The organism is Bacteroides sp. GD17, from assembly GCF_038448625.1.
In the GTDB taxonomy this organism is placed as follows: Bacteria; Bacteroidota; Bacteroidia; order Bacteroidales; family Bacteroidaceae; genus Bacteroides.
The window spans coordinates 285,429-300,547 of record NZ_JBCEZS010000004.1; the positions used below are offsets into that span (position 1 = coordinate 285,429).

At 47.2% G+C, this 15,119-nt stretch carries 7 protein-coding genes; 6 read left to right on the top strand and 1 reads right to left on the bottom strand.

What is annotated here, in order from left to right:
- Positions 1-339: 339 nt before the first annotated feature.
- Positions 340-4,362: a hybrid sensor histidine kinase/response regulator transcription factor gene (locus tag AAE250_RS08440; protein WP_294596296.1), complete on the top strand. Its 4,023-nt coding sequence runs from the start codon at positions 340-342 to the stop codon at positions 4,360-4,362.
- Positions 4,363-4,388: 26 nt separating this feature from the next.
- Here the strand turns inward: AAE250_RS08440 and AAE250_RS08445 are convergent, their stop codons facing one another.
- Complete coding sequence (locus AAE250_RS08445) at positions 4,389-5,471, bottom strand: glycoside hydrolase family 43 protein (RefSeq protein WP_294596300.1); 1,083 nt, start codon at positions 5,469-5,471, stop codon at positions 4,389-4,391.
- Positions 5,472-5,714: 243 nt separating this feature from the next.
- On the opposite strand from AAE250_RS08445, the gene AAE250_RS08450 reads away from it, so the two are divergent.
- The 5 genes from AAE250_RS08450 (at position 5,715) to AAE250_RS08470 (ending at position 15,103) form a co-directional block, all read left to right on the top strand.
- Positions 5,715-7,100 carry an IPT/TIG domain-containing protein gene (locus AAE250_RS08450; RefSeq protein ID WP_294596303.1) on the top strand — a complete coding sequence of 462 codons (1,386 nt, stop codon included), beginning with the start codon at positions 5,715-5,717 and terminating at the stop codon, positions 7,098-7,100.
- Between the two features lie 18 nt (positions 7,101-7,118).
- Entirely contained in the window at positions 7,119-10,283 is a 3,165-nt protein-coding gene (locus AAE250_RS08455) for a SusC/RagA family TonB-linked outer membrane protein (RefSeq protein WP_294596306.1), read from the top strand.
- Positions 10,284-10,295: 12 nt separating this feature from the next.
- Positions 10,296-12,398: a RagB/SusD family nutrient uptake outer membrane protein gene (locus AAE250_RS08460; RefSeq protein ID WP_294596309.1), complete on the top strand. Its 2,103-nt coding sequence runs from the start codon at positions 10,296-10,298 to the stop codon at positions 12,396-12,398.
- A 19-nt stretch (positions 12,399-12,417) separates the two neighbouring features.
- Positions 12,418-13,404 carry a DUF4973 domain-containing protein gene (locus tag AAE250_RS08465; protein WP_294596311.1) on the top strand — a complete coding sequence of 329 codons (987 nt, stop codon included), beginning with the start codon at positions 12,418-12,420 and terminating at the stop codon, positions 13,402-13,404.
- A gap of 124 nt (positions 13,405-13,528) precedes the next feature.
- The gene (locus AAE250_RS08470; protein WP_294596313.1) at positions 13,529-15,103 is read left to right on the top strand and encodes a hypothetical protein; all 1,575 of its coding nucleotides are present in this window, start codon (positions 13,529-13,531) and stop codon (positions 15,101-15,103) included.
- Positions 15,104-15,119 lie beyond the last annotated feature (16 nt).

The following is a 15,119-nucleotide window of genomic DNA, read 5'->3' on the forward strand; positions in this document are numbered from 1 at the left end:
CCATCTTGAGCAGCATAAGATGCCATCTTGTGCAAGGAAGGCTATAGAGTTACAGATGAAAGGTAGTAATGGTTCAGATGAAAGGTAGTAATGGTTCAGATGAAAGCCTATAATGCTTCAGATGAGAAGCAAAGGAGTTACCGTCAAAAGAGAATAGACCCAAGACAAGTATCCCGCTTCTTCTTCCGGGAGGAGAAGCGATTCGTGCGGTTGCAACAAGCGGCAGTCAATTGGTCGCACGAAGACGGAACGTTTAAAAAAAACCGAAACACAAATGATATATTGGGTTGAAACTATTACTTTTGCATAACACGTTAAGCTTAAATCACTCGACAGCGTATGAAGGACAAACTAATATTTTTTATCACACTTCTTCTTTTCCTTTTGGAGGGAAGCCTTCTTTACTCGACGAATCCTGAACTCTTGTTCAAGAGATATCAGATGGCCGACGGATTGTCTAACAACACCGTATGGTGCGGTATTCAGGACAGCTACGGATTCATCTGGATAGGCACCAGCGACGGTTTGAATTGCTACGACGGCCTGCGTACCAAAATCTATCGCAACGTGCCCAGCGACACCTGCTCGCTGGGAAACAATTACGTCTGCTCACTGCTCGAGGCGGACGGGGACCTCTACGTAGGCACTAACTTGGGACTTTACCTCTACCATCGCTCCACCGACAACTTTTCACCGTTTCACAAGTCCACCAAATACGGCGTTCGTGTCAGTAGCGAAGTGAGGCGCATCATCAGCACCCGCAACGGCTTGATATGGATTGCCACCCTGGGACAGGGCGTATTTGTCTATAACCCCATCCGCGACGAACTGATACAAAGCAGCGTACATACCTCTTTTATATGGGACGTCTGCCAAGGCGCCGACGGGTATGTCTATGCCTCGTCCATGGACAACGGTTTGGTGTGCTTCAACGACGAAGGCACTTTTTTACGGAACTGCTGGGATGTATCTTCCCCTACGCGAGAGGGACAGGGAGAGAGACTGAATTGTCTCTTGAGCATCGGAGACAAGATTTGGTTTGCTATGGAGAACAATTTCATGGGCTATTACCGTCCGGAGGACGCTACTCTGCATACTTTCGACATCACCGCCCAAGGCTTCGGCTCCGTCCGCAGCCTGATGGAGTACGATGAACACCAACTGCTGCTGGGAACCGACAACGGACTCTATCTCTATGACCGCACCACGCAGCAGTTCCGCCGGGGCGATGCCGCCGGGGGATTATGGGCATTGAGCGATCCCACCGTCAATGCCTTGATGCGTGATGTTGAAGGCACGCTTTGGGTGATGACCTATGCGGGTGGGGTCAACTATATGCCCCGTCAGCTGAGGCGTTTCAACTACTACTCCATCCCTTTGCCGGACAATGCTTCGGATGCCGAAAAAGAAGTGGGACCCTTCTGCGAAGCTCCCGACGGACAAATATACGTGGGCACGCGCTCCGGTGTATGGCTATTCAATCCGCATACCGCCACCTTCTCGGGCGAAGTGTTCAGGCATCTGGGTATGCGCCGCGAGGTGCGTTGTCTGATGCTGGACGGCGACCGCCTTTGGATAGGCACCTACGGCGACGGATTGAAGGTGCTCAACCTCCAAACGGGAGCGGTAAAGAGCTATACCTACCAGCGCACCGTGCCCAATTCTATTTGCGGTAACGAGGTGCTGAGTCTTTGCAAAGACAACTACGGACATGTGTATGTGGGCACCGGCTGGGGACTGTGTTTCTATAATCCGGTAGCAGACAATTTCACGAGCGTCATCCACATCGGTTCCATGAATTCTGTCACCGACCTTCATACAGACCGTGCAGGCAATGTGTGGGCAGCCACCTCCAACAATGGTGTGTTTCGCCACATCCCCCGCGAGAGCTATTGGAAGCACTTCGAATATGTACGCGGCGATTCCACCGCCCTTACGAGTAATTCGGTCAACGTCTTATTTGAAGACAACGAAGGTACGATGTGGATAGGCACCAATGGCGGAGGACTTTGTTCCTTTGTTTCCGAAACCGAACGCTTTGTCCATTTCGACCCTACGGGCCGGCTGCTGCCCGACGGTGTGATTCATTCTATCGAGCAAGATGCCGACGGCAACCTCTGGATTGCGGGCAATTCAGGACTCTACCGCATCCATCCTGCTACTATGGATAATTTCCAGCTCTTCACGTTGGACGATGGGTTGCAGGGGAATCAGTTTACACCTCGCTCTTCGCTGGTATCTTCTATGGGGCGGTTGTATTTTGGCGGAACGGGTGGCTTCAACAGTTTCACGCCGAGCCGGTCCATCCACAACAGCTATCAACCGCCGGTGTACGTGGCCGGCATCAGCTTTCCGGACTGTCCCGACGAACAAGAGGCCAAGCGCTTATTGGGCTTGAACGCTCCCTTCTATCAGACCAGGCAAATAAAGCTTCCCTACGCCCGCAACAGCTTTACGCTTCGCTTTGTGGCATTGAGCTACGAAATGCCCAACAAGAACCGTTATACCTATCAGCTGAAGGGGGTAGACAAGGAGCCGATTGCCGCCACTGCGAGCAACGTGGCCCATTACACCCATTTGGCGCCTGGCGAGTATGAATTTGTGGTTCGAGGCTCCAACAACGACCTTTGCTGGAATCCCGAGCCTGCCACGCTGCACATTATCATCACTCCCCCGTGGTGGCTTTCCACGGAGGCCAAGCTGATATATACGTTGCTTTTTATGAGCTGCGTCTTTGCCGTAGCCTATCAGTGGAATCAGTATGTCAAGCGGAAATACAAGCTCCGCATGGAGAGGTTTAAGGCCGGTAAGGAGCAGGAACTTTATAAGCAGAAAATCAATTTCTTCGTCAATTTGGTGCACGAGGTGCGCACGCCTCTCAGCCTCATTCGCCTGCCTTTGGAGAAGTTGCAGGAGGCGACGGTTACAGCCGGCGAGAATAAATACATTGCTATCATCGAGAAGAACGTCAATTACCTATTGGGCATCACCACGCAACTGCTCGACTTCCAGAAGATGGAGAACGGAGCGTTGCAGCTAAACCTGCAATCCACCCACCTTCAACCGCTGCTCACTCAAATTTATAATCAGTTTGTGGATGCTGCCGCGTTGAAAGGCATAGCAATGCGGATAGATATGCCTGCCGAAGAGGTGCGTACCCGGCTGGATGCCGAGAAGATAAATAAGGTAGTAGTCAATCTGCTGAGCAACGCATTGAAGTATGCCCATAGTTCCATCGAAGTCACCTTGTCGACAGAGAAAGAGAAAATCTTCATCATCGTGAGTGACGACGGTGCGGGCGTGCCGCGTCCGCAGCAGGACAAAATCTTTGAGGCATTCTATCAGTCGCCGGATGACCCCGTGGCCACCACCGGCACTGGCATAGGGTTGGCCTTCTCCCGTTCTTTGGCCGAGGCTCACGGTGGCACGCTCACTTTCAGCGAGCGTGAAGGCGGAGGATCATCATTCATACTTTATCTACCCCTATCGGTGACTGCCGAAGGAGTGGAGCAGGCCGAGACTTCACCCGTAGAGTACATTGGGGATGACCGGACAGAGGAAGAAACAGAAGCAATGACTTCCGAATTTGGAGACAAGCGGTTCACCGTACTGCTGGTGGAAGACAATGTGGAGCTGCTCCACCTCACGCAAGAGTCACTGCGCACCTGGTTCAAGGTGCTTTGTGCCACCAATGGTGTAAAAGCATTGGAGGTATTGGATCGTGAAAGTGTAGATGTGATAGTGAGCGATGTGATGATGCCCCAAATGGACGGTATTGAACTGTGCCGACGTGTGAAGCAAGACTTTGCCTACTCGCACATCCCATTGATATTGCTTACTGCCAAAACCACACTGGAGAGCAAGGTGGAAGGTATGGAGAGCGGAGCCGATGCCTACATAGAGAAGCCTTTCTCCCTCAAACAGCTGCGCAGGCAGATAGAAAACCTGTTGAAGCTACGCTTGGAGTTCCATAAGAAGATGAGTAAAGTCGTGGGCAGTTCGGTATCGCCTATCGCCGACGATGCCTTGTCGCAGCGCGATGTGGAATTCTTGGAGAAGATAAACTCCGTATTGCAACTCCAATTGGCCGATGAGAACTTCTCAATGGACTCCTTCGCCGATGAGATGAACATGAGCCGTTCCAGCTTCTTCCGAAAAATCAAGGCACTCTCGGGCATGTCACCAGCCGATTACGTGAAGAACTTCCGGCTGAACAAGACTGCCGAACTGATAGCGAGCGGCATGCGCATCTCCGAGGCTGCCGAGCAGTTGGGCTTCACCTCTTCCTCCTATTTTGCCAAGTGCTTCAAGGCAAAGTTTGGTGTGCTGCCCAAGGATTATCAGTCGAGATTATTGGAGTAGGTGATTTTCGGTACGAACTGCGGCGGCTAATTTGCAGGCTTAGCCAGCATCGTCCCTTCTTTTTGCGGGACGCCCAGTACCGGCATACCTTCCGCATCCCAACCAATCTTTTGCAGATGGATGCACCGGTGGTTATTAGAAAATATATCGTGTAGCGTGTGGTGGACATGATAGAGCATAAACCACTCTTCACCGTTGGGTGAGGGTACGAACGATACATTCCCCGGTCCGTAAACCTCATTCTCGGGTGCTTGCGTAAATACAGGCTCGCTCCGTTTCTTCCATGATTCCGGGCAGAGCAGGTCGCTGTCCGCATCGGCTTCCAAGAGCCCAAGACTATAAAAAGGAGTCCAAGTTGCACTGGCAGAATAGTAAATCAATAGTTTGTCGCCATTCTTAGAACGAAAAAAGCAGGGTGCTTCATTCACGTGGATGGGATAACCGCTCTTGCTGCCATCTATGCTAATCCATTGGCATTCCCATTCAAGGTCGGGACGGGAAATCAGAACGCGCTCCGATGCCAGCGTCCATGGATTCTTCATTTCGGCAATGTAGATGCACTGCGTCTCTTGATATGCCCTTCGGCTGGGCCATCCGCTCCAAATGAGATAGCGTTTGCCACGGTGCTCAAACGAACTGGCATGAATGGCCCAATTGTTGCCTGCATCGGTTGCCACCCGTCCTTTCATTACAAACTCTCCCTCCAAGGGAGTGGGTGAGTCATTTTCCAATACATAGATTTGATGATTGTCCGTATTACCATCATCCGCACAATAATAGATGTACCATTTGCCATCTATCCACTCTATCCGGGGTGACCACAAGTGATAGGCATTCAATGAATCTTTCGGAAACCATACATCTTTCTTCCTTGCCTTTTCCAATTGGGTTATATCATCAGTCTCCCACAACGTAATGCGGTCGTGTACGGTTTGCGTATAGTAGTATTTCCCATCTTTGAATATGGCCCATGGCTCTGGTCCCCAAAAGATATGGTTTACATACATAGTGGTTGAATCAATAGCTTCTGCTTGTTCTGCTTTCTTGTATTGGCAGGAGGAGGTACAAACCGTAGAGAGTATAAAAAGCAAGTAAAGTAGATTTTTCATAGTGCTTTTCCTAATAATGATGTTCGTTACAAAGGAAACAAAATCTCTGCAAAAGGACAAATAAAAGTAAAAGTATCCTCGTTTGCTTCTGTCTTTTCTCCCTCTGTTGTATTTTGAACAATTCTTTCCCTTTATTGATCTTCAATTATCCTAACGCTATCGCACTTTGCCCATACATTTACAGCGCTTTATTGATGTTTGTGTTAGACAATGCACATATTTTAATTTTAAAATCGTTTTATTATGAAGAACAAGAAAAGATGTTTAAAGGCATTTTGTTTGCTTGCTTTGCTTAGTTGTCTCATCGGCTGTAAAGACGATGATATAAAGAAAGATTCGACGGCATTCAATAACAATTTGCCTATTGAGATTGTGGGTTTTGAACCACAAGAAGTGACTTCTCGTTCGCAATTTCTTATCTACGGGAAGAATTTCGGGAATGATCCCTCTTTAGTGAATCTGAAATTAGGAGGGGTGGAAACAAAAGTGGTGAATTGTAACAACGAATGCCTCTATTGTATGATTCCGCGTAATTCGAACAGAGGAACTATTGAAATCTCTATTGGCGACCAGACTGCCATGGCCGAAGAAAGGTTCACTTACATTTCTAATACGCAGGTTACCACCTTGTGTGGCTATGTGGACGAGACAGGACGTTATGAAGTGAAGGATGGTTCGTTTGATGAATGTGGCATGAACAATCCCTCTTGGCTCAGTATTGACCCTAAAAATCCGAATCATATTTATATGATTGAAGAAGCGAACAGCATTCGCTTGATAGATATGGAGAAAAAGGAGATGTCCACTGTAATAACGATAGGACAGATGAATATTACGAGTCCGCGTAATTTGAGCTGGAGTGTGACCGGTGATACGCTGTTTGTGAACAACTGGGCAGACTGGGAAGCAGCCCCCATATCCATTACCATGCTTCTGCGGAAAGAAGATTTTAAAAAGCCACATGTACTTCTTTCCGGTTGGAATCACGTTATATCAGTAAGTGTACATCCCCAAACCGGCGACATCTATTTTTGTCAAGAGTCTGATGGCGGCGTTTATCGCTATACCATGTCCACCGGAGAGGTGTCTCGAATGTTCACGGTGGGAGGATCCTGGATATGGATATATCCTTATTTCCACCCATCGGGCGATTTTGCCTATATCATTCGCCCGCGTGATGGTGTTATCTTAAAATCACATTTCAATAGAGAAACCAAAGAATTGGAATACCCCTCTGTTTTTGCCGGAAACTGGAATTGGGGGCATAAAGAGGGAGTAGGAACCAATGCCAGTTTGGGAGTTCTGTGGCAAGGAGCCTTTGTGGAAAACGACGAGTATGTAGTTCAACATAAAGAAGATACATTCGACTTCTATGTAGCTGATGGTGAATTATGGGGAACGCATCCGGGAGATTTGATATGGCGGATTTCTCCTACGGCAGAAGCAGTTCGTTATGCCGGTCGTGGAAGCACGGCAATGGATGGCAATCATTGGGGCTATGTAGACGGTGATTTGCTGAAGGAAGTCCGTTTCGATGGACCGCACAGCATTGCATACGATGAGGCAAATAAAATCTTCTACATCGGTGACCAATATAACCACCGTATTCGTCAGATCATTGTTGAATAATTAAATCTTATACAAATTATGAAGCAAAAACTATGGGCTATCGTAACCTTCTTATATTGTTTTACGTTAGGTATAGCTGCCCAGCAAACTAATCAAAAACAGATTGTGGTATCCGGTGTGGTGACCGATACCAATAGAGAGCCATTGATTGGTGCCAATGTGACGGTGAAGAATGTGCCGGGATTGGGTGCCATCACCAATGTCGATGGTAAGTTCACCATCAAGATGCAACCCTATAACCGTTTAGTGTTCTCGTACATAGGTTTTGAGACACAAGAAATCCTGGTAAAAGAAGAGCACACCATCAATGTGGTGATGCAGGAAAATACGGAAACGGCATTGGACGAGGTGGTGATTACCGCTACCGGTGCCCAGAAGAAACTGACTGTGACGGGCGCTGTCACCACCCTCAATGTGGATATGCTGAAGGCATCGCCTTCGGGCAGCATCTCCAACTCATTGGCAGGGAACGTGGCTGGTGTGATAGCCCGTCAGACCAGTGGCCAGCCGGGTAAGAATGTTTCTGAATTCTGGATTCGCGGTATCTCTACCTTTGGAGCCGGTGCAGGTGCATTGGTGTTGGTAGACGGATTTGAACGCGACATGAACGAACTGAACTACGAAGACATTGAGTCGTTTACCGTACTGAAGGATGCTTCCGAAACTGCTATCTACGGTTCACGGGGTGCCAACGGCGTGGTTTTGATCACCACCCGCCGCGGTAAGGTGGATAAAATCACCATTGATGCCAAAGTGGAAACCATGTATAACACCCGTACTATTACTCCCGACTTTGTAAACGGTATCACCTACGCCTATATGGCCAACGAGGCTCGTCGCACGCGTAACCTTGAACCGATTTATACTGGCAACGAACTGAAAATATTGGAACAGGGCCTCGACCCCGATTTGTTGCCCAATGTAGACTGGATGGACGAATTGCTGAAAAAAAGTGCTATGAGCTATCGTGCCACGTTGAACCTGAGCGGTGGTGGACAGAATGCACGCTACTTTGTTTCCGCCAGTTACCTTGACGAAGGCGGTATGTACAAGGTGGACAAGTCCATGAAAGACTACAACACCAACAGTAATGCCAAGCGTTGGAACTACCGTATGAATGCGGACATTAATATCACCAAGACCACACTCTTGCAGGTAGGCATCGGTGGAGCGTTGAAGAAGATGAACGAAAGTGGATTGACTTCCGACCAAATTTGGCAAAGCCTGATGTTCCAAACTCCTACCAGTATGCCTAAGATGTATTCCAACGGCTATGTGCCTACTGATGCCAACGGTAACCTCAACCCCTGGGTAGCCTCCACTCAATGCGGGTACAACGAACAGTGGTGGAACAACATCCAGACCAATGTTACGCTGAACCAAAAACTGGACTTCATCACCAAAGGTCTGAACTTCATAGGTCGTTTTGGCTTCGACACGGATAACTACAATTTTATCCGTCGCTTTAAATGTCCGGAGCTGTGGAGTGCCGACCGCTATAGAAAGGATGACGGCTCCATCAATTTCAACCGTATACAAAAAGAGCAGGTGATGGAACAGACTTCAGGCAATAGTGGTGAACGCAAGGAATATATTGAAGCGGAACTTCAGTATAACCGCAACTTCCAGAAACACATGTTGAGCGGTACCTTGAAATTCTCGCAAGACTCCAAGGTGAGAACCCAAGAAATCGGTACGGAAATCGTAAACTCGCTTCCTTTCCGCCACATGGGATTGGCAGGTCGCATTGCATACAACTGGAATTATCGCTATTTCTTGAACTTCAACTTCGGCTATACGGGATCTGAGAATTTCGCTTCCGGTCATCAGTTTGGTTTCTTCCCCGCCTATTCGGCAGCTTGGAACATTGCCGAAGAACCCATTGTCAAGAAAAACCTGAAGTGGATGAATATGTTCAAAGTGCGTTATTCATGGGGTAAGGTAGGTAATGACAAAATGTACGAAGCCGATGGCACTCAAATACGTTTCCCATATCTCTACACCATAGGTTATGGCGGCATTCCCAATCTTTGGGGAGATAATAACGGATATTATTCTGCACTGGGAGGATATAACTGGGCGGATTATGGCTATGGAAGTCCTGGCACCACCATTTTCCAAGGTTTGCGCTACACCTCGTATGCCAATCCGGGTGTGACTTGGGAAATCGCCTCCAAGCACGATGTCGGTTTGGACATGAGCATCTTTGATGACAAATTTATGCTGACTGTGGATTATTTCCACGAAAACCGTAAAGGCATCTTCATGTATCGTAACTTCCTGCCCGCTACAGCAGGCATTGAGGGAGGTATGACCAACCCTCGGGCCAATGTAGGTGAAGTTCTTTCACAAGGTGTGGACGGAAACTTGACCTACAAGCAACAGATAGGAAAAGTGACTTTGACCGCTCGTGCCAACGCCACCCTCTCCAAAAATGAAGTGAAGGAAAAGGATGAACAAGAGAATATCTATCCCTATTTGATGGAGCGCGGTTATCGCGTGAATCAAGCTAAAGGGCTCGTGGCACTGGGCTTGTTCAAGGACTACGACGACATTCGCAACAGTCCTAAGCAGACCTTCGGCGACTATATGCCGGGTGACATCAAATATAAGGACATCAATGGCGATGGCATCATCAATGATCTAGATCAAGTAGCTGTGGGTGCCACTACCGTGCCCAACTTGATTTACGGTATGGGTGTTTCCGCACAATGGAAGGGTTTAGACGTGAATGTACACTTTCAAGGAGCCGGAAAATCTTCATTCTTCATCAATGGTGAGGGTGTACGTCCATTTGCCAGCGGAAACCGTGGTAACTTCTATAAAGAGGTTATAGCCCACCGTTGGATTTCGAGAGAAGAATCGGGGACGGAGGCTACAGAAGACCCTAATGCCCAATATCCGCGTTTGAGCTATGGTTACAACAACAATAACAACCGCAACTCTTCTTATTGGTTGCGCAACGGCTCTTACCTGCGCCTCAAAACGTTGGAAGTGGGTTATACGCTTCCCAAGAAATTGACAAACAGAATACACTTCAACAACATCCGTATCTATGTGATTGGCACCAATCTACTCACTTGGTCCAAATTCAAGATGTGGGATCCGGAGATGAACAGTAGCAACGGTGCGGCCTATCCGTTGGCCAAATCTGTTACTATGGGATTAAATGTTAACTTATAACAAGATAGAAATATGAAATGGTTATATAATACAGCTATCACACTCTTTGCTGCGGGATGCCTCACAGCATGTAGTGATTATTTGGAGGTGGATTCCAACTTCAAAGACCGCCTGACAATAGAAAAAGTATTTACCGACAGAGATTATACGGATGCATGGCTTTCCAATACCTATTCTTTTCTGCGAGGTCAGAATCAGGATATAGGTGGTAAAGAGACCGTACCGACAAACTTTGCCGATGACATCTATTGGGCAGACTGGAATGACCTGGGAAATGGTAAGAACACCAATGGCAGTTATTATTCTTATTTCCGAAATGTGCAATACGACGAAAATTGGTATAACGACACCTACAAGTCAAGTTACTTGGGTATAAACAAAGCTTGTGTTTTTCTCAACAATATCCACATGAACCAGCAACTCACAGAAGAGGAACGTGCCGACTATGCAGCACAGGCTCGCTTTGTACGCGCCTATTACTACTGGCTGCTGTTGCGTAAATACGGTCCCATTCCCTTGATTCCCGATGAAGGAGAAGACTATATGCAGGACTATGACGGCTTAGCTCGTCCGCGCAACACCTACGATGAGTGTGTGGAATACATCACTACTGAACTGGTTAAAGCGGCGCAAGACCTTCCGTTGGAGCGTGGAACCAACAACATCGCACGCCCCACCCGTGGAGCTGCGTTGGCCGCCCGCGCCAAAGTTCTCTTGTATGCCGCCAGTCCGTTGATGAACGGCAATACTGATGCATACGCCAATCTACTGGTAGACGACAAGGGCAACCGCCTGCTATCTGCCGAATATGATGAAGAAAAATGGGCAAAAGCAGCCGCTGCTGCTCGCGACGTAATGGAACTGCCGGGAAGCAACAACGGTCGTCGCTATCAGTTGTACGTGAAGAGCCGTACAACAAGTGGCGGAACGGAAGAGTATCCGGAAACGATTGAACCGTATAAAGATGGAAATTTCTCCGAAAAAAGCTGGCCGTATGGATATGCCGACATTGATCCGTTTGAGTCCTATCGCTCGGTGTTCAATGGTGAACTCTCTGCTTCTGAAAATCCGGAGCTGATCTTTTCACGTGTGGATAATATTACGGTGGATAACAATTCGGGAGGAATCACTTCACCGGATGGCATTGCAAACATGGTACTCCACCAATTGCCCACCGTGGCGGGAGGATGGAACATGCACGGAATGACCCAAAAGCAGTGTGACGCCTATTATATGAACGACGGTAAGGATTGTCCGGGCAAGGATAAAGAGATAGGAAGAGGGGACGGCAGCAATCGACTGACCGGCTATGTGACTCCCGATGATGTGAATGCCGGCCTATACAAGCCTTTGCGTGCGGGTGTGTCTTTGCAATACGCCAACCGTGAACCTCGTTTTTACGCATCAGTAGGTTTCAATGGCAGCGTATGGAACATGACCTCATTTGGTAACAAGCAGGGAGCTGCCCAACCTAATCAGCAAGTGTGGTACTACCGTGGAACTTCGGAAGGATACAACGGTCAGAATCGCATATTTACAGGCATCGGTATCAAGAAGTATGTGAATCCTTATGATGCCAAATATCAGAATGAGCTTTTATACAGACCGAAGGCAGAGCCGGCCATTCGCTATGCGGAAATTCTGCTGATTTATGCCGAGGCATTGAATGAACTGGAAAAAGGCTACGAAATTCCCTCATGGGATGGCAGTACCACCTACGCCATTCGTCGCGATGTGGACGAGATAAAAAAAGGCATTCAGCCTATCCGCATCCGTGCCGGTGTGCCCGACTATTCATCTGCCGAATATCAGGACAAAGAGCTATTCCGAAAGAAACTGAAACGCGAACGTCAGATAGAGTTGATGGGCGAGAATCATCGCTATTATGACTTGAGACGCTGGAAGACAGATGCCGTAACAGAGGAGGAAACGTTGATTTACGGATGTAACATGCTGATGGATGAAGGGCACAAAGATCTATTCCATACACCGGTGCCCATCATGTCATTACCGGTTCGCTTTGTGGAGAAGAGCTATTTCTGGCCGTTTAGTCACGAGCAATTGCAACGCAACAAACGTCTGACTCAAAATCCAGGATGGACTTATTATGATTAATCTTAATATAAGAACGAATATGAAGAACAGAATATATTATCCGTTATTCGCTGTGTTGCTGCTCTTGGTGGGCACGGCTTGTAATGATGAATGGACCGATGAACAATATGAACATTACGTTTCGTTCAAGGCTCCGATGGACTATGCGAGAGGCGTAACCGATATTTATGTGAAATACAAGCCGGATGGTGCGGTGACCTACAAGCTACCGGTCATCATGAGCGGTTCCACCCTGCCCGGACACGACACGGAAGTGCAGGTAGCGATAGACTCGGACACACTGAAAAACATAAACTGGGAGTATTTCCACAATCGCACGGACTTATACTACAAGGAGCTTACCGACAATTACTACGACATGGATTGCATGAGCGTGATGATTCCGGCCGGTGAGTGCATGGGGCTGTTGGATATCAATTTCAAATTGGGCGGCATAGACCTGGTGGACAAATGGGTACTTCCGCTTACAATTAAAGACAGCCCCACGGGTCAGTACACACCTCATCCCCGAAAGAACTACAAGAAAGCGTTGCTGCGGGTCATTCCTTTCAACGATTATTCCGGAACCTATTCAACCACCACCATGGAAGTGGGTTTTGCCGATGGAGGCACCAAGATGTCATCCAGTACACGCACGGCATTTGTGGTAGACGAGCATTCCGTATTCTTCTATGCAGGTTTGATAAATGAGGAAGAGTTGGATCGTGGAAAGTATAAGATTGTCTTCAGACTGAACGATGATGGCACAGTTGCGCTTTTTGCACCGGATAAAGATATTCATTTCAGTTCCTTGCGAAATCCGACATGGAAATTGACGGAAAGAATGGACGTATCGTTACCATATCTGAAGCACAAGACGATTACAATAGAGAATTTTAAATATGAATTCGATGATGTCACTTCCGTTCCGGGTACTCCTATCAAATACGTGGTCGAAGGAACCGTGAATATGGAACGCAAAATCAACATTCAGATTCCGGATGAAGATCAGGCCATCGAATGGTGATGAATGATTTTTCAGATACGGATAAGGCGGATAAGACAGATAAAAGAATCCGCTTTATCCTGCGTCTGAAAAGTCAATCATGAGTTATTAATTCAAAACAACTTTTAATTGATAAATGGAAGAAATGAAGAAATTCAGCTTGTTGTTCATCGGCTTATTCGCCGTAGTTTCCCTATGGGCGTGCAGCAAAGAGGATTCATTGCCCGATGTCGCCGGCGTTGAAATCCCTGAAGATAGAAAGAATGAAGATATTGTGTCAGTCATTGATTATGGCGTCAAGAATGATGGCTCCCTCATAGGCTCCAAACTGAACGATTTAGTCAGTCAATCCTACGGGAAAACGCTCTTTTTCCCCGCCGGAACCTATAACCTGACAGAACCCATCGTGTTGCCATTGGAATACACCAAGAATGTAAACCTTCTGTTCGACAAGAACGCAACCGTCAAATGCGATGTCCATTTGGATGCGCTGATCAAAGTCGGCTATTCCGAAATCTATTTCACAGACGTTACCCATCGCCGCTTTTCCTACATCGAAGGAGGAATTCTGGATTGCTACAATGCCGACAACGGTATCCTGCTTAACGGTAGAAAGCAGTTGGTGCAGATACGCACCATGAGTTTGGTGCGAGGACGAAACACGCACATACGCATACATATACCGGAGGAAATTGAAGCTTGGGGATATGGCAGTTCGGATACCAAAATAGACAATGTGACCATTATGGGTATTTCATCAAATGATGACGTATACGGTATCTATATAGACCGGGATTGTAATGATTGCAAAATCTCAGACACCTTTATCTATGCCACAAAAGAAGCCTTTGTGACGAAATCGGCCGGCCATATATTGAACAACATACACATCCTGTCCTGGGACACTACCGGAGGCACCCATCTTGAGGATGGCAAGAACTATTATTCTACGATTGGAATCCACGTAGCTTGCAGTGGCTTCTTTGCATTCAATCAAGTCTATTACGATACGATTGAAAGGGGAATCGTAGTAGACAAAGGATGCAATCCCGATTTGATGCTGGACCAACAAATATACTTCTCCTATATAGATAATTTTGGTAAGAATTTTGTCCAAGCAGAAGGCAACAATCCGGATATGAAGGTGAAATTGTCTAATTCTACTTTTACCCTGTTGAATAGCAATTTTAAGATCTTGGATTGCCCTGCCGACTTGGTGGGATGGGATATTACGGATAAATTCTCTTTCTTGAATTGTGTCGTTACGAATTCATGGCGTTTGAATCCTTATGAAACGACTTTGCTGCAGAGACTCAGAGGCGTAACTTCTGATGGAATTATATGGTCAAATCTAACTGATTACGACACCAATTGGACTGTATTGGGAGCAGTTGTATCTTCTCCAATGCGCAATTCCCTTGAGATAGATTTAGCTGATAATTTGACTGCTAAACTTAATTTCTTGTTTAAAGGCACTGAACCTCTTTTACAAGATTATGAAGTGCGTGGAGAGGGAGCGGAAAATATAGAGCTTGGATATGCCGTTTCCGGTCACTTCTGTGTATTACTGTTCAGGACGAAGAAGAAGGCTTCTTACAATCCTAACATCTACGACATTTTGGGTGCCGGGCGTTTTATGCCTACTCCTTATAAAGGCATAAAATATACGCCTGCCGATTATGGGGTAAGCGATTCGGACATCAAGGTTTGGTCTCGTTGATTTAGACCGTAAGGAA